Raw genomic sequence first — 16,943 nt, forward strand, 5'->3', positions numbered from 1 at the left:
TTTTCCTACAATATCAGCCGCATCAGCGGCCGGCCGGCCTTGCGCTCCACAAGCCTCTCGAACCCGGCCTTCTCGAAGACCCCGGATGAGCCGACAAACAGGCCGATCGAACGCGAATCGCGGGACAGGTCGATCGGGCAGGCCTCGACAAGCCGCGCCCCGTTCCTGCGGGCGAAATCGATGCCGCCTTCGACGAGGCGGTGCGTGATGCCCCTGCCGCGCGCCTTGGCGCGGATGAAAAAGCACGAGATCGCCCAGACGGCCGGATCGGACGCGTCGGCGGGATCGATCGGCGCCGAGCCCCTGCCCTTGTTGTTCCATTCGGGCACGTCGGCGCGTGGCCCGATCTGCATCCAGCCAACCGCCTTGCCATCCTCGAAAGCCAGCAGGCCGGGCGGCGGGCCGGCCTCGATGCGCGCCTTGATGTGGTCCTTGTTGCGTTCACGGCTGCTCTCGCGCCGCACCGCTGGCGCCAGCCGGAAATGCGTGCACCAGCAACCATAACAGGCGCCCTGCTTGCCAAAAAGGTCCTCGAATTCAGGCCAGAGCTCAGGCGCCAGCGGCACTACCGTCGTGCTCATGCGTTCTCCCCAGGCCAGGCTTGTCGCTGGCCTTGCGCTGTCGTACCATTGCTTCTGTTCTCTTTATGTTCGCAGCGATGGCGGCTCCTGTCAACAATCCCGATCACGGTTTTTGTCGTGACTGCCTGATGTTTCAGCGCGGTGAAACGCGCCGCTGCGAACGCTGCGGCAGCCCTCGCCTTGCCCGCCATCCCGAGCTTTACCGGCTGCACCTCGCCCATATCGATTGCGATGCCTTCTACGCGGCGATCGAAAAGCGCGACAACCCCACGCTCAAGGACAAGCCGTTGATCATCGGCGGCGGCAAGCGCGGCGTCGTCTCCACCGCCTGCTATATCGCGCGCATCCGCGGCGTGCGCTCCGCCATGCCGATGTTCAAGGCACTCGAGGCCTGCCCCGAGGCGGTCGTGATCGCGCCGAACATGGAAAAGTATGTGGCCGTCGGCCGCGAGGTGCGCGCCATGATGCAGGCCTTGACGCCGCTGGTCGAGCCGCTGTCGATCGATGAGGCATTCCTCGATCTCGCCGGCACCGAGCGGCTGCACGGCCTGCCGCCGGCGGTGGTGCTGGCGCGCTTCGCGCTGGCCGTGGAGAAGGAGATCGGCATCACCGTGTCATCAGGCCTGTCCTACTGCAAGTTCCTCGCCAAGATCGCGTCCGACTTCCGCAAGCCGCGCGGCTTCTCCGTCATTGGCGAGGCCGAAGCGGTCGGATTTCTGGCAACGCAGCCGGTGACCATGATCTGGGGTGTCGGCAAGGCGTTCAACGCCACGCTCGAACAGGATGGCATCCGCACCATCGGCCAGCTTCAGAAGATGGAACGCGGCGACCTGATGCGCCGCTATGGGGTGATGGGCGAACGGCTCTACCGGCTTTCGCGCGGTGAGGATGTCCGCCGCGTCGACCCCGACCAGGACGCCAAGAGCGTATCGGCCGAAACCACTTTCGACACCGATATCGGCTCGCTGGAAGAGCTGGTCTCCGTGCTGAGGGGCCTATCGGAAAAAGTCTCGGCGCGGCTGAAGAAGTCAGGCATTGCCGGGCGCACCGTCGTGCTGAAGCTGAAGACCCAGGATTTCAAGCTGCGCACGCGCAACCGCCAACTCGGCGACCCGACCCGGCTCGCCGACCGCATCTTTTCGACCGGCGTGGAACTTCTTCGCAAGGAGACGGACGGAACGAAATTTCGATTGCTCGGCATCGGTGTCAGCGACCTCTCCGACGACGATAAGGCCGACCCGCCGGATCTGGTCGATGTCCAGTCGCGCAAGCGCGCCATGGCCGAAGGCGCCATCGATGCGTTGCGCGACAAGTTCGGGCGCAAGGCTGTGCAAACCGGCTACACCTTCGGCAAGGGCCGCGACGCCCATCCACCGGAGCCGCTTGAAGATTGAACCCGATCAGCTGCGCCGAAGATCGATGCGGCTGGTCACGACGCTCTTGCCGGTTTGGGGATCACGGTCGACCACCGTCAGAACAATGCCGTCCGCCCCGTTTTTTTGTACGGTAAGCTGCGCGGCGCGATCGCCATTGACCTCCTTGGCCCAGCGAATGGCGAGGTTTATCGCATTGCCGGAACGGCTTCCGTTCAGCTGCGCCGGTCCGGTGCGCGATCCCACATAGACGCCGCTGTATTTGCCGCCGCTGACCTTCAGACGAGCGCTGATGGCGCGTGTCACCAGGATCAGGCCGCGGCAGTTGCCGTCGAGCGACAGCGAGGTTGAGGTCGCGTTCGACTTGAAGCTGCAAGAGACACTGACGTTCGGCACATCCGTGGTTACCTGAACAGTGCCCTTGCCAGCGAAATTGCCCTTGAACGACTGGAGAAATTTGGTCTCGTCGGCATGAGCCGCGCCCGCAGCAATCACCAGGCAGCCAGCAAGCGCGACTTGCGCGAATAGTCTCATGAAACCCTCCTTGTCGACACGGGAATGCGCGTTTGCACAGCACGGATACTAGGGGGCTCAACGCCCCTGGCCGTATCGGGTTCCGCCCGCAGCATGACTGCTCTCAAAGCCTTCGCCGCGACTGGCCCAGAAGAATACGTGGACTAGCGATTGCTCCGACAGCCACGGCCTGCGACATAGCGGACATGGCACCCACCCCGTCGATCCCCAAGGCCGCGTTCTGGATGGCGCTGTCGATCACGTCGTTCCTGGCGATGTCGGTCGCCGGCCGCGCCACGACGGCCGAACTCAATGTCTTCCAGGTGCTGGAACTGCGTTCGATCATCGGCTTCTTCATTCTGCTGCCGCTGGTGATGGCGACAGGTGGGCTTGCCGCGATGCGCACGCAGCGGCCGCTGGCCCATATCGCGCGCAATGTCGTCCACTATAGCGGCCAGGCTGCCTGGCTCTACGCGTTGACGCTCATTCCGCTGGCGGTGCTGATCTCGATCGAATTCACCACGCCGATCTGGACGGCGATCCTGGCGGTCACGTTTCTCGGCGAAAGGCTGAGCCGGCCACGGCTCGCGGCGATCGTGCTTGGGCTGATCGGCGTGGTCGTCATCGTGCGTCCAGGCGTCGACTCGGCCGATGTGGGCCATCTGGTCGTGCTGGGCGCGGCGGTCTGTTTCGGCGTTTCGCTGGTGCTGGTCAAGTCGCTGACGCGCACGGACAGCGTCGTGCGGATCATCTTCTGGATGCTGGTCATCCAGTCCGTGGTCGGCCTTGTTCCGGCTCTCTACGAATGGCGCAACCCTTCGCTTGCACTGTGGCCTTGGATCATCCTGATCGGTTTCACCGGCATGTCGTCCCATTTCTGCCTCGCCCGTGCCCTGGCCTATGCCGATGCGACCGTGATCTCGCCGATGGATTTCCTGCGCGTACCGCTATCGGCATTGATCGGCTGGCTGCTCTATCAGGAGCAGATCGACGCCTTCACCGCCGGCGGTGCATTGCTGATCCTGATGGGCAATTTGCTCAACTTGCAGCGCAAAGCTGTAAAGCCGGCCGAGGTCGCGGCGTCATAGCACTGCCGGTCAGTTCCCTTCGTCTGGAATGTTGAGGACATGGCCGCATGCCTTGCAGTGCACGGCGTCAGGCTCATGCCGCCGCAACCCGCATTGCGGACAGGGAGAGAACACCTTGGCCGGCCGAAAGATCGCCTGCGCCAGCCTGACGAACAGCGATATGCCGATGATCATGGTCACGATCGCCGTCAGCTTGCCGGCGATGCCCGGCAGCACGATGTCGCCGAAGCCGGTTGTCGTCACGGTCGCGACGGTGAAGTAGAGCGCGTCGATGTAGTTTTCCAGTCCGGCACCGTTGCGGAAAAAGAACGTGTAAACGAAACCCGTGATGACAAAGAGAAAGGTCAACAGGTTGATGACCGCATGGCTTGCCTCGCGCCAGGGTCGCAGGCCACGCATCTCGAAATGCCGCCAGATCGAACCGCTGCGCGACAGCGACCACAGCCGCAGGATGCGCAGAAAGCCGAGACTTGCGAGCGCCGCCGGCATCAGCAGCGTCAGAAGGATGAAGGCATCCACCCAGAAGGTCGGCTGCTTCATCAGGCGCAGCATGTCATTGGAGGCCAGCAGCCTGGCAATCAGATCGGCGGCGACCAGAGCCGCCACGGCATAGTCCAGCCACAGAAACGAAGCCGACTGCTGGATAACCGGCGTGGCGATGAAAAAGGCGATGATGGCCAGGTCGATGATGACGGCCACCAGCTGGAACCGGAACGCGGCCGGCGAGCGCCCATGATAGAGCCTGCGCAGCATGTCGCGTAGACGCGCCGTCGCGGAAAGATCCTGCGATGCGCGCGTCCCCTTGGCCTTCATGCCGGCATGAGCGGCAGGTGCCGGCCCGCGGATAGCCGCCTGGCAAGCGCGCAGATCACACCAGTTCCACTTCGACCACACCAGGCACGGCGCGCATCGCCGAGGCGATCTGCGGCGAGACGCGGTAGCCGCCATTCAGGGCAATCTCGACCTCGCCCTGCGCCTCTTCCTTGATCACGATAATGCTCACCTGGCTTTCCCCGCGCTGGGTGAGCTGGGATTGGATGATCGAGGCAGGCCCCTCGTTCCTGACGAAAATGCGCAGAGCCTTCTGGATGCGGCTTGCTTCGTCCTCCAGCGATTGGACGGAGTTGATGCGCAGGTTGACACCCTCGGGCCTGTCCTCCGCCGCGACAGTGATGACAACGGAGCGGCCGGCTTCGAGGAGATCGCGATACTGGGCCAATCCTTCTGAAAACAACACGGCCTCGTACTGGCCGGAGGTGTCGGAAAAGGCCACCACGCCCATCTTGTTGCCGGTGCGCGTCTTGCGCTCCTGCTTGCTGGTAACGGTGCCGGCAAGCCGGCCGGCGGAAGCGCCGCGCTTGACGGCAGCGGAAAACTCCCCCCAGTTCTGCACCCGCATCTTCTGCAGCGCCGCCTTGTACTCGTCGAGCGGATGCGCCGAGAGATAGAAGCCGACGACCTGGAATTCGCGGTGCAGGCGGTCGGCGGCGAGCCACGGATCTGTCGCCGGCAGATTGAGCGCCTGCGACTGTGCGCCGAGCGAGGCGCCGAAGATATCGGCCTGACCCGAAACGGCGTTCTGCTGGGCGAGCGACGCCAGTCCCATCATCCGCTCGACGCCAGCCAACATCTGGGCACGATCGTGGCCGAAGCAGTCGAGCGCGCCGGCCATGATCAGGCTTTCGAAAACCCGCTTGCCAACGATCTTCGGGTCGACCCTCTCGCAGAAATCGGCCAGGCTCTTGAACGGCTTTTCGCCGCGAACGGCGACGATGTGCTCCACGGCGGCATCGCCCACGCCCTTGAGCGCGGCCATCGAATAATAGATGCGGTTCTCGCCGACCTCGAAGGCGCGGAAGCTGGTCATAACGGACGGCGCCAGGACTTCGATGCCCAGGCGCAGCGCATCCTGGCGGAAGTCGGCAAGCTTGTCGGTGTTGCCCATGTCGAGTGTCATCGACGCCGCCAGGAACTCGACCGGATAATGCGCCTTGAGATAGGCGGTCTGGTAGGAGACGACGGCGTAGGCGGCGGCGTGCGACTTGTTGAAACCATAGTCGGCGAACTTGGCCAGCAGGTCGAAAATGAAGTCGGCTTGCGGCTTTGCCACGCCGCGCTCGACCGCGCCGGAGACAAAGCGTTCGCGCTGCTTGTCCATCTCGGCGCGGATCTTCTTGCCCATGGCGCGGCGCAGAAGGTCGGCTTCGCCAAGCGAATAGCCGGACAGCTCCTGCGCGATCTGCATCACCTGTTCCTGGTAGACGATGACGCCTTGCGTCTCCTTTACCAGATGGTCGATCTTGGGATGGATCGAGGCCATCTCCTCCTCGCCATGCTTTCTGGCATTGTAGGTCGGGATGTTTTCCATCGGGCCCGGCCGATAGAGCGCGACCAGCGCGATGATGTCCTCGATGCAGTCCGGCCGCATGCCGATCAGCGCCTTGCGCATGCCAGCACTTTCCACCTGGAACACGCCAACAACCTCGCCGCGCGACAGCATGGCGTAGGTCTCGGAATCGTCGAGCGGAATCGTCGCAAGGTCGATGTCGATGCCGCGGCGGCGGATCAGCTTCACCGCCGTCTCCAGCACCGTCAGCGTCTTCAGCCCGAGGAAGTCGAACTTCACCAGCCCGGCCTGCTCGACATATTTCATGTTGAACTGGGTGACCGGCATATCCGAGCGCGGATCACGGTACATCGGCACCAGTTCCGACAAAGGTCGGTCGCCAATAACGATGCCGGCGGCGTGCGTCGAGGCGTGGCGGTAGAGGCCCTCCAGCTTTTGCGCCATGTCGAGGAGCGTCTGGACGATCGGTTCCTTCTCGGCCTCCTCGGCAAAGCGCGGCTCGTTGGCGATGGCGTCGGCGAGTTTGACCGGATTGGCCGGGTTCTGCGGCACCATTTTCGACAGCTTGTCGACCTGGCCATAGGGCATCTGCAGCACGCGGCCGACGTCGCGCAGCACGGCGCGCGCCTGCAGCGTACCGAAGGTGATGATCTGGCCGACCTGGTCGCGGCCATATTTCTGCTGGACGTAGCGGATCACCTCTTCGCGACGATCCTGGCAGAAGTCGATGTCGAAGTCGGGCATCGACACGCGATCCGGGTTGAGGAAGCGTTCGAACAGAAGCGAGAAACGCAGCGGATCGATGTCGGTGATGGTCGTCGAATAGGCGACCAGCGAACCGGCGCCCGAACCACGCCCCGGCCCGACCGGAATGCCTTGCGCCTTGGCCCATTTGATGAAGTCGGCAACGATCAGGAAGTAGCCGGGGAATTTCATCTTCTCGATGATGCCAAGCTCGAATTCGAGCCGCTCACGATATTGCTCGACCGTGTAGCCCGGGGTCGGCCCATGCAGCGCAAGCCGTGCATCGAGCCCTTCGCGCGCCTGGCGGGCCAGTTCCTCGGCCTCGGCCTTTTCGGCCGCGTCTTTGTCGGAGGCATCACCGCCGGTGAAACGCGGCAGGATCGGGCTGCGGGTTTTCGGATAATAGGAGCAGCGCAGCGCGATCTCGATCGTGTTGTCGATCGCTTCCGGCAGGTCGGCGAACAATTTCGCCATGTCGGCCTGGCTGCGCAGGAAATTGTCCGGCGACAGCCGGCGGCGGGTGTCGACGGCGACGACCGAACCCTCGGCGATGGCGATCAACGCATCATGCGCCTCATACTCATCGCGCGAAGAGAAGAAGGCCTCGTTGGTGGCAACCAGCGGCAATTCATGGGAATAGGCGAGATCGATCGAGGATTTCTCGATCATCCGGTCGTAGCCCGAAACCCGGTCCAGCTCGACATAGAGGCGGTCGCCGAACATCGTCTTGAGAGTGACTAGTCGCGCCTCGGCAAGATCGCGGCGATCTTCCTTCAGGGCTATGCCGATCGGGCCGCGCGGCCCGCCACTTAGGCAAATCAGGCCGTCACATTGGCCGTCCATCATTTCGGTGGTCAGGTGCACCGCTTCACCGGGCGGAGTTTCGAGATAAACGCGGCTGACCAGCCGGACGAGATTGGAATAGCCGGCTTCAGTGGCCGCGAGCAGCACCACCGGCCGCATATCGGGGCCTTGCCGACGGCGGTCACGCTGGCCATCGCTGTTCTCGCCCGAGAAGGCGAGCGCGATCTGGCAGCCGATGATCGGCTGGATGCCGTCCTTCACCGCCTTTTGCGCGAATTCCAGCGCACCAAACAGATTGTTGGTGTCGGTGACGGCGATGGCCGGCGCCTCGTCTTTCACCGCGTGGCCAACGATCTTGCCAAGCTGAAGCGCGCCCTCCAGCAGCGAATAGGCCGAGTGCACGCGCAAATGGACGAACGGCCGCGCCGGCACCTCCGGCCGCGCCGCCGCTATCGCGGCTTCGCGCTTCAGGGGATCGCGTGGAAGTCTGTCATCCGCCATGGTTTCTCGCGCTGTCCGTAAAACTTGAGTCGATGGAGATGTATTGTCCGGGACCGGGCGATACCAGTCCAGCACAAACGACTACTGACCACAGGCTTCCAGCCGCTTAGGCGAATTCCATGATTACCGCGTCGACAGCCAGGCTATCGCCAGGCTTGGCGTTGAGTTTCGCCACGACCAGATCGCGCTCGGCGCGCAGCACGTTTTCCATCTTCATCGCCTCGACCACGGCCAAGGTTTCGCCGGCCTTGACCTCCTGGCCTTCGGCAACGGCGATCGACACGACGAGGCCGGGCATCGGGCAGAGCAGCAGTTTCGAGGTGTCCGGCGCCACCTTCTCCGGCATCAGCCTTTCCAATTCGGCGGTGCGCGGCAGCATGGCGCGCGCGGTCACCGACATGCCTTTCCAGGCGATGCGAAGGCCATTGGCGACAGGCCGGATCTGGGCCGCTACCGTGCGCTTGCCGACCGTGCCGCGCCAGATGAGATCACCCGGCCGCCAATCGGACGAAACGGTCAGTGCCTTGCCGCAATCGATGGACAGGTCGATTTCCATCGGGATGGAAATCATGCCTTCAATGATAGAAACCGGCAGATAATCTTCGCCGATCTTCACCACCCAGTCGCGCTTGAGCGCTCCCGAATGCGGCGCCAGCCGCCCGCCCAGCCGGTCGAGACGGTCGCGGCGCAGCAGTTCCACCGCGGTGACGATCGATGCCAGCACGGCCCTTTCCTCGCTGTTCGGCACGACGGGGGCAAAACCGTCGGGATATTCCTCCGCGATGAAGCCGGTCGATATCTCCCCTTTCCGCCAGCGCGGATGCTGCATCAGCGCCGCCAGGAACGGTATGTTGTGCTCGATGCCGTCGACGACAAAGCTGTCCAGCGCCTCCGACATGGCATCTATGGCCTCGAGCCGCGTCGGCGCCCAGGTGCACAGCTTGGCGAGCATCGGATCGTAGAACATCGAGATTTCCGAGCCTTCGGTGACGCCGGTGTCGTTGCGGATGACGATGTCGCCGAAGCGGCCTTCTTCGGGCGGACGATAGCGCGTCAGCCGGCCGATCGACGGCAGGAAATTGCGATAGGGATCCTCTGCGTAGAGCCGGCTTTCCACCGCCCAACCATTCAGCTTCACGTCGCTCTGCTTGATGGCGAGTTTCTCGCCGGCGGCGACGCGGATCATCTGCTCGACCAGATCGATGCCGGTGACGAGCTCGGTCACCGGATGTTCGACCTGCAATCGTGTATTCATTTCAAGGAAATAGAAGTTTTTGTCCTTGTCGACGATGAATTCGACGGTGCCGGCGCTCTGGTAATCGACGGCCTTGGCCAGCGCCACCGACTGCTCGCCCATCGCCTTGCGCGTCTTGGCATCGAGGAATGGCGACGGCGCCTCTTCCGCAACCTTCTGGTTGCGGCGCTGGATCGAGCATTCGCGTTCGCCGAGATAGAGCGCATTGCCATGCGCGTCGGCCAGCACCTGGATCTCGATATGACGTGGGTCGACGACGAACTTTTCGATGAAGACGCGGTCGTCGCCGAACGAACTCTTGGCTTCCGAGCGCGCCCGGTCAAACCCGTCGCGTACTTCCGACTTATCCCAGGCGATGCGCATGCCTTTGCCGCCACCACCGGCCGAGGCCTTGATCATCACGGGATAGCCGATTTCGCCGGCGATCTTTTCGGCATGGTCTGCATTTTCGATGACGCCAAGCCAGCCCGGAACCGTCGAAACCTCAGCGGCGTTGGCGAACTTCTTCGATTCGATCTTGTCGCCCATCGCCTTGATCGCCTTGGGCTTCGGGCCGATAAAGACGATGCCTTCCGCTTCCAGTGCTTCGCAGAAGGCGGCTCGCTCGGACAGGAAGCCATAGCCCGGATGCACGGCCTGGGCCCCCGTCGCCTTGCAGGCGGCGATGATCTTTTCAGGGACGAGATAGCTCTGCGTGGCTGGTGACGGCCCGATATGCATCGCCTCGTCGGCCATTTCGACATGCACGGCATCGCGATCGGCATCGGAATAGACGGCGACCGTGGCGATGCCCATCTTGCGCGCCGTCTTGATGACGCGGCAGGCGATCTCGCCACGGTTGGCGATCAGGATCTTGGTGAACATGCGGGCAGAATTCCCCTCCGGCAGACAGTTCAGTTCTATGGACTATGTCGCCAAGTCTCAAGTGCCGCGGTGGACGACATGACGGGCACCCCTCCCGACGCACCGTCGCGCTCCCTGGCGAGCCGGGCTGGTTGTCGAGCGGTGTGCTATCTGCGCCAACAAAGCCGCGATTTCGTCTCATCTGACTGTTGAAGAGCGGGCCAAAACCTGAAAGCCTGCACAAAAACCGCCTTTGGAGGAATGCCCGATGAAAACCCGCGCCGCTGTTGCTGTCGCCGCCGGAAAGCCGCTGGAGATCATGGAGGTCGACCTCGAGGGACCGCGCGATGGCGAGGTGCTGGTCGAAATCAAGGCGACCGGCATCTGCCACACCGACGAGTTCACGCTGTCAGGCGCCGACCCCGAAGGCATCTTCCCGGCCATTCTCGGCCATGAAGGCGCCGGCGTCGTAGTCGATGTCGGCAAGGGCGTCACCTCGGTCAAGAAGGGTGACCACGTCATCCCGCTCTACACGCCGGAATGCCGGCAGTGTCCGTCCTGCCTGTCGCGCAAGACCAATTTGTGCACCGCTATCCGTGCCACGCAAGGCCAGGGCCTGATGCCGGACGGCTCGTCGCGCTTCTCGATCGGCAAGGACAAGATCTTTCATTACATGGGCTGCTCGACCTTCTCCAACTTCACGGTGCTGCCGGAGATCGCGGTCGCCAAGGTCAATCCGGACGCCCCTTTCGACAAGATCTGCTACATCGGCTGCGGCGTCACCACCGGCATCGGTGCGGTCATCAACACCGCCAAGGTCGAGCAAGGTGCGACAGCAGTGGTCTTCGGCCTCGGCGGTATCGGCCTCAATGTCATCCAGGGCCTAAAGCTTGCCGGCGCCGATATGATCATCGGTGTCGATTTGAACAACGACAAGAAGGCCTGGGGCGAGCGATTCGGAATGACGCATTTCGTCAATCCGAAGGAGATCGACGGCGACATCGTCCCTCACCTCGTCAACATGACCAAGCGCGGTGCCGATCAGATCGGCGGCGCCGACTACACGTTCGACTGCACCGGCAACACCAAGGTGATGCGCCAGGCGCTGGAAGCTTCGCATCGCGGCTGGGGCAAGTCGGTCGTCATCGGCGTCGCCGGCGCCGGCCAGGAGATTTCGACACGGCCGTTCCAGTTGGTCACCGGTCGCAGCTGGATGGGCACCGCCTTCGGCGGCGCACGCGGTCGCACCGACGTGCCGAAGATCGTCGACTGGTACATGGACGGCAAGATCCAGATCGACCCGATGATCACCCACACGCTGAAGCTCGAGGATATCAACGAGGGATTCGACCTCATGCATGAGGGCAAGTCGATCCGGAGTGTCGTGGTTTACTGAAGACGGCCACACGCCGCCGGCCATCCGGCCAGCGACCCCTGTGGTGAAGCATGGCCCATAACTGAAATAGGGAGGAAAGAAAAATGGCGGAAAAACTGCATCCGAAAATCGACAATGGGCTGCCCAGGGAAAGCGCGAGCTTTGCCGGCGGCACGCTGGTCTGCGCCTGCACCAGCAAACCGGTCAAGGTGAAGGTCAAGGGCCAGATCGCCCACAACCACGCCTGCGGCTGCACTAAATGCTGGAAGCCCGAAGGCGCTATATTCTCGGTGGTAGCGGTTGCCGGTACCGGCGATGTCACGGTCACCGAGAACGGCGACAAGCTGAAGGTGGTCGACCCCTCAGCGCTGATCCAGCGTCATGCCTGCACCCAATGCGGCGTCCACATGCATGGACCGGTCGAGCGCGATCATCCGTTCAAGGGCCTGTCCTTCATTCACCCCGAGCGCTTCGAGGAAGACGGCTGGTCGCCTCCGGGCTTCACCGCCTTTGTCTCGTCGATCATCGAATCGGGTGTCGACCCGAGCCGCATGGACGGCATTCGTGGCAGGCTGAAGACAATCGGCCTGGAGCCCTACGATTGCCTCAACCCTGGCCTGATGGATTACATTGCCACCTGGACGGCGAAGAAGTCCGGCGCCTTGCCGGCCTGATCACCATAAGACTTTCAGGCAGGGGCCGGATACATTTCCGGCCCCTGCTCGTTTCTGGAGAGACAATGCCCGCACCCGCCATCTACGTCGACGCCGACGCTTGCCCGGTCAAGGCCGAGGTAGAAAAGGTCGCCGAACGCCTTGGCGTCGTCGTCACTTACGTCTCCAATGGCGGCCTGCGTCCGTCGCGCGACCCGATGATCCGCAATGTCGTGGTGTCCAAGAGCGCCGACGCCGCCGATGACTGGATCGTCGAGAACGCCAAGCCCAACGACATCGTGGTGACGGCGGACATTCCGCTTGCCGCACGTACGGTGGCGCTCGGCGTCCATGTGCTGGGACCGACCGGGCGGCCGTTCACGCCCGAGACGATCGGCATGGCGGTGGCGATGCGCGACCTCAAGCAGCACCTGCGCGAGACCGGCGAGAGCAAGGGCTACAATGCCAGCTTCGCGCCGCAGGACCGCTCCCGGTTTCTCGGCGAACTCGACCGTATCTTGCGGCGGGCGCTGAAATCCGTCACACCGGAGTAGCAACAACGCGCCATCCAGGTGGAGACCGCCATGGCCGCCGAAACCCCGATCGAGAAACCGATGCAGCGCCATATGCTGTTCGCGGTGTCGGCCTGTATCGGTGCGTTTGCGCTGCTTGTGGCGTTGCTGCTGCACGCCCCGCTCGCCTATTCGATCGGCGCCAACGCATTTTTTGCCGCTTACGTCGTTCTTGTCGTCAGTCAGATGCCCAAGTTCACCGGCAAATATCTCAGCAAGAACGCACGCGCCACCGACCAGCCGGTTCTGGTCATCTTCGCGGTGACGCTCATTGTTGTCGGCGTTGCGCTTATCTCGCTGTTCCTGCTGATCAATCGGAAGGATGGGGATCACCCGATCGAACTCGGCTTCGCACTGCTGTCGATCCCGCTCGGCTGGTTCACCATCCATGCCATGGCGGCGCTCCATTATGCCCATGTCTACTGGATGGACGGCGACGCGGTCGACACCGGCACCAATAAGAAGATCCCGGTCGGTGGCCTGCTGTTCCCGGGCGACAGACGCCCGGAGGGCTGGGATTTCCTCTACTTCTCGACCGTCATCGGCATGACGGCGCAGACCGCCGACACCAACATCTCGACGACGCATATGCGTTGTGTCGTGCTTGTCCACTCGATCCTGTCGTTCTTCTTCAACACGGTCATCGTCGCCGCGGCCGTCAATCTCGCCGTCAGCCTGGGCGGTCCGTCCATAATAAATCCGTGATCGGATGAAACATCGGTTTGGATCGCGACGTATCAGGAGGACAATGAACACGTAGGACAAGCCGCAAGGCCGGGAGACCAGACAAGATGGAATCGGTTGCCAGAAGCCAATCCGAAATTGGACCGGGTCTCCCCGCTTCAAAAGAGAAACCATTGATCTACCGGCAGTCGAGCTGGACGCGGCTGACACACTGGCTCTGGGCCGTCTCCTTGTTTTTCATGCTGCTTTCCGGCCTGCAGATTTTCAATGCCCGGCCTCAGCTCTACATCGGCAAGCAATCCGGCTTCGCCTACAACAACACCGTTTTCGCCATAGGCGCCGAAAACACCAATGCCGGGCCGCGCGGTTACACCGAAATCTTCGGGCACCGTTTCGACACGACGGGCGTACTCGGCTGGTCGGGTCCGGCAGGTAACGAGACGGCGCGCGGTTTCCCATCCTGGGCGACGATCCCCTCCTACTATGATCTCGGCACCGCCCGCGTCATCCATTTCTTCTTTGCCTGGATACTGACGACGACATTGATCGTCTGGCTGGTCGCCAGCCTGATCAACGGCCACATCCGCCGCGATCTGGCGCCGCGCCTGGACGACCTCAAGCGCTTGCCACAGGACATCGCCAACCACGCCAGGCTGAAATTCCATCACACGCGCGAATACAACACGCTGCAGAAAATGGCCTATGGCAGCGTTCTGTTCGTGCTCTTGCCGCTGATGATCATCACCGGCCTCGCCATGTCGCCGAGCATGAATTCGGTGCTGCCGTTCCTCAATGAGTTGCTCGGCGGACGGCAGACCGCCCGCACCATCCATTTCACCGTCATGGTTCTGCTGGTCGCCTTCTTCATCATTCACATCCTGATGATTGTGGCCGCCGGGCCAATCAACGAACTGCGTTCGATCATCACCGGCTGGTACCGCACCGATCCTCCCGTGCATGACGACAAAACGCCCGAGAGGAGTGCCTGAAATGACGAAATTTCAGATCAGCCGCCGGAAATTCCTGACCGCAGCCAGCCTCGGCGCTTCCGGCGTCATGCTGTCGGGCTGCGACGCCTTCGACAGTCAGCTCAGCATCGGCAGCGGCCTGCGCAGTTTCCTCGAAAATGCCAACGGCCTGACCCACAGGGCACAGCGGTTGCTCGGCGGCGGCAATTCGCTGGCGCCGGAATTCACCGAGGCAGATATCCGCCAGCCGCAACGGCCGAACGGCGTGACCGCGCCCGATGACGACACCTACAAGAACCTGCTCGCCAACAACTTCTCCGACTGGCGTCTGGAGGTTTCAGGCCTCGTGGAAAAGCCGCTATCGCTTACCCGCGAGCAACTGATGAACATGCCGAGCCGCACCCAGATCACCCGTCACGACTGCGTCGAAGGCTGGAGTTGCATCGCCAAGTGGACCGGCACGCCACTGGCGCTGGTGCTCGACCAGGCGGTGGTCAAGCCGCAGGCGCGCTATGTCATGTTCCATTGCCTCGACACGATCGACCGCAGCCTGTCGGGCGACGTCAAATACTACGGCACCATCGACCTGATCGATGCCCGCCACCCGCAAACGATCCTCGCCTATGGCGTGAACGGCAAGCCGCTGCCGGTCGAGAACGGCGCGCCGCTGCGTGTCCGCGTCGAGCGCCAGCTCGGTTACAAGATGCCGAAATATCTCTACAAGATCGAACTGGTCGACGGCTTCGCCAATATCGGCGGCGGCCGCGGCGGCTATTGGGAGGACAATGGCTACGACTGGTATGGCGGCGTCTGATGGTCCCCGCATACAGGCCGAGCACGACCTGTCGCCCGCCGAATTGAGTTCGCTCGAGGAGCGTCTCCATCGCGACAACCGGCGTGTAACGGACCGCGACGATGACCGAGGGCTGACCTTTGTCATCCGCGATGATGCGGGACACGCGATCGGAGTTGCCGCCGGCTATTCCTGGGCGGGCGCGTCCGAGCTCACATTGATGTGGATTGACGAGGCTCACCGCGGTCGCGGCTACGCAAGGCAACTGCTCGAGGCTTTTGTCGCCGAGGCCGCGGATCGCGGCGTCAAGAAGATCTGGGTCTCCAGCCACGACTTCCAGGCACCAGGCCTCTATGAAAAGGCTGGTTTCAAGCGGATGGCCGAATTGGCGGGATGGCCCGAAGGCCATTTCAATATCATTCTTTGCAGAACGATAGCAGCGGACGGTGCGGCTTAGGCAACCTTGTCGAGCAACGACTTCAGCGCCGGATGGATTTCCGGTGAGGTATGCTTGATCAGGGTCAGCAACGCGCGCTCATTCTCGTACAAAGGCCGGTCCGCCCCGATATGCTCGATTAGCCATCCGGCTTCACCAGCATCGATCGTCTCGGCCCGACGGGCCAGCGCCTCGGCTGCCCTGTTCTTGGTTTCCCATTCGGTCTCTACGTCGTCAGGAGACCGGTAGGCCTCTATGATGCCGGCAAGGCCGCCGGAGACCATGCGGCTGAAAAAACCGCCGATTTCCGGATCGGCATGATCGAGGAAGGTTTCCTGGCGCAACGCCACCTCGCGGGTCGGGGCCTCGTAACCGGCCGAGCACATGACGAAATTGGCGATCGCCTTGACGAACAGGTCGTTCCAGGACGGATCGTTGTTGGCCTGGGCCGTCCGCTCGTTGATCCTGAACAGCACCTCGGCCTCGGCCCGGGTGATGGCGATGTTGCCGTCGCCGCCATGGGCATGGAGGATACGGCGCAGAAGCTCGACTTCGGCCCTGGCGATCAATCCGGGCACCAGCGCACCGCCGAGCATCAGCGGTCCCTTGCCGTCGACGACGGCGTGGGCGACCTGCTCCAGCGCGTAGACGCAAAGCCGGCTCGGCGAGGATTTCGCCTCTTCCAGCACATGGACCAGCAATTCGAGTTCGGTCCGGCTGTCGACCAAGCCGTCGCGCGAAATCGTGCGGACCAGCCAGTCGGCATTCTCCTGCGAAATGTAGCCCGAGGGCTTTTCCTGGTGGACGATGTAGTCGGTGACCGCCTCGACGAAGAACGGTGCCCATTCAGCGCATTTGTCCCGCGCCGTCTGGTCGAGCGCGAACAAGGCCTCGGCTTCGCCCCGGGTCACCACCCCGTCGGCGAACACGTCGCGGCGCAGCATTACGACATCCTCTGAAGCGATACGGTTCTTCGAAGTCAGCCCCGCCACCGCAGCGCTCATGATCAATTCGCCCATCTGTCGTCCCCGTCCGCCCCAACGCGTCACATCGGCCTGCTATATCAGGAGTATCTTGAAAAACCGGCAAACGGCGTGGTTAGTGAAGACTTGTCAGAACAATGTCGCTGGGAGGTGACAAGGTGTCGCCGACGGGCTATGGATGGCGCGTCGAGGCTCAAGGTTTGAGTCCTACCTGTTTGCGGGAGAGAGCAGCGAGAGCTGCCGCCGAAGGGGAAATCGCCCGAAATCTCTCAGGCAAAAGAACCGTAGACGGGAAAGACACTCTGGAAAGTCGGGGCTTGCCCCCGCGCCGAAGGTGTAAGCGCCGCTGACAGAGTTCCGGCTGCGCGAGTCTCTCAGGCTTCAGACAGAGGGGCACGGACTGGTCGCCATTCGCGACCGATTGCGTGCG

At 62.7% G+C, this 16,943-nt stretch carries 15 protein-coding genes and 1 riboswitch; of the genes, 9 read left to right on the plus strand and 6 right to left on the minus strand.

Annotated features, from left to right (window positions below):
* Nucleotides 1-5 precede the first annotated feature (5 nt).
* A complete protein-coding gene (locus tag M653_RS0120340) occupies nt 6-581 on the minus strand; it encodes a GNAT family N-acetyltransferase (protein WP_027144986.1) in 576 nt (191 codons plus the stop codon).
* Between the two features lie 65 nt (nt 582-646).
* Between M653_RS0120340 and M653_RS0120345 the strand changes: the two genes are divergently transcribed.
* A complete protein-coding gene (locus M653_RS0120345) occupies nt 647-1,975 on the plus strand; it encodes a DNA polymerase IV (protein WP_027144987.1) in 1,329 nt (442 codons plus the stop codon).
* 6 nt (nt 1,976-1,981) lie between these two features.
* Here M653_RS0120345 and M653_RS0120350 read toward each other — a convergent pair whose 3' ends face one another.
* Nucleotides 1,982-2,488 carry a hypothetical protein gene (locus M653_RS0120350; protein ID WP_027144988.1) on the minus strand — a complete coding sequence of 169 codons (507 nt, stop codon included), beginning with the start codon at nt 2,486-2,488 and terminating at the stop codon, nt 1,982-1,984.
* Between the two features lie 185 nt (nt 2,489-2,673).
* Here M653_RS0120350 and M653_RS0120355 point away from each other — a divergent pair, with 185 nt between their 5' ends.
* Nucleotides 2,674-3,555: a DMT family transporter gene (locus tag M653_RS0120355; protein WP_027144989.1), complete on the plus strand. Its 882-nt coding sequence runs from the start codon at nt 2,674-2,676 to the stop codon at nt 3,553-3,555.
* A gap of 9 nt (nt 3,556-3,564) precedes the next feature.
* Here the strand turns inward: M653_RS0120355 and M653_RS0120360 are convergent, their stop codons facing one another.
* The 3 genes from M653_RS0120360 to M653_RS0120370 all read right to left on the minus strand — a co-directional run bounded on the left by M653_RS0120360 (nt 3,565) and on the right by M653_RS0120370 (nt 10,070).
* Nucleotides 3,565-4,368: a potassium channel family protein gene (locus M653_RS0120360; protein ID WP_027144990.1), complete on the minus strand. Its 804-nt coding sequence runs from the start codon at nt 4,366-4,368 to the stop codon at nt 3,565-3,567.
* Between the two features lie 55 nt (nt 4,369-4,423).
* Nucleotides 4,424-7,951: a DNA polymerase III subunit alpha gene (gene dnaE, locus M653_RS0120365; protein WP_027144991.1), complete on the minus strand. Its 3,528-nt coding sequence runs from the start codon at nt 7,949-7,951 to the stop codon at nt 4,424-4,426.
* Nucleotides 7,952-8,057: 106 nt separating this feature from the next.
* Entirely contained in the window at nt 8,058-10,070 is a 2,013-nt protein-coding gene (locus M653_RS0120370) for an acetyl/propionyl/methylcrotonyl-CoA carboxylase subunit alpha (protein ID WP_027144992.1), read from the minus strand.
* 247 nt (nt 10,071-10,317) lie between these two features.
* On the opposite strand from M653_RS0120370, the gene M653_RS0120375 reads away from it, so the two are divergent.
* The 7 genes from M653_RS0120375 (at nt 10,318) to M653_RS0120405 (ending at nt 15,551) form a co-directional block, all read left to right on the plus strand.
* On the plus strand, nt 10,318-11,445 hold the full coding sequence (locus M653_RS0120375; RefSeq protein ID WP_027144993.1) for an S-(hydroxymethyl)glutathione dehydrogenase/class III alcohol dehydrogenase: 1,128 nt from the start codon (nt 10,318-10,320) through the stop codon (nt 11,443-11,445).
* Between the two features lie 83 nt (nt 11,446-11,528).
* Nucleotides 11,529-12,098 carry an S-(hydroxymethyl)glutathione synthase gene (gfa, locus tag M653_RS0120380; RefSeq protein ID WP_027144994.1) on the plus strand — a complete coding sequence of 190 codons (570 nt, stop codon included), beginning with the start codon at nt 11,529-11,531 and terminating at the stop codon, nt 12,096-12,098.
* 65 nt (nt 12,099-12,163) lie between these two features.
* Entirely contained in the window at nt 12,164-12,631 is a 468-nt protein-coding gene (locus M653_RS0120385) for a YaiI/YqxD family protein (protein WP_027144995.1), read from the plus strand.
* 30 nt (nt 12,632-12,661) lie between these two features.
* Nucleotides 12,662-13,354: a DUF1345 domain-containing protein gene (locus tag M653_RS0120390; RefSeq protein WP_027144996.1), complete on the plus strand. Its 693-nt coding sequence runs from the start codon at nt 12,662-12,664 to the stop codon at nt 13,352-13,354.
* A gap of 86 nt (nt 13,355-13,440) precedes the next feature.
* Entirely contained in the window at nt 13,441-14,322 is an 882-nt protein-coding gene (locus M653_RS0120395; RefSeq protein ID WP_032935692.1) for a cytochrome b/b6 domain-containing protein, read from the plus strand.
* Between the two features lies 1 nt (nt 14,323).
* Nucleotides 14,324-15,115, plus strand: coding sequence for a molybdopterin-binding protein (locus M653_RS0120400; protein WP_027144998.1), 792 nt, complete (start codon nt 14,324-14,326; stop codon nt 15,113-15,115).
* A complete protein-coding gene (locus M653_RS0120405) occupies nt 15,087-15,551 on the plus strand; it encodes a GNAT family N-acetyltransferase (protein WP_245262240.1) in 465 nt (154 codons plus the stop codon). The genes M653_RS0120400 and M653_RS0120405 overlap by 29 nt, the downstream gene beginning before the upstream one ends.
* On the opposite strand, the gene M653_RS0120410 is transcribed toward M653_RS0120405, so the two are convergent.
* Entirely contained in the window at nt 15,548-16,549 is a 1,002-nt protein-coding gene (locus tag M653_RS0120410; RefSeq protein ID WP_027145000.1) for a hypothetical protein, read from the minus strand. The two genes, M653_RS0120405 and M653_RS0120410, sit on opposite strands and share 4 nt — an antisense overlap.
* Nucleotides 16,550-16,721: 172 nt before the next feature.
* Nucleotides 16,722-16,808: riboswitch (glycine riboswitch) on the plus strand.
* The last annotated feature ends 135 nt before the right edge of the window (nt 16,809-16,943 follow it).

The organism is Mesorhizobium sp. WSM3626, assembly GCF_000513935.1.
In the GTDB taxonomy this organism is placed as follows: domain Bacteria; phylum Pseudomonadota; class Alphaproteobacteria; order Rhizobiales; family Rhizobiaceae; genus Mesorhizobium; species Mesorhizobium salmacidum.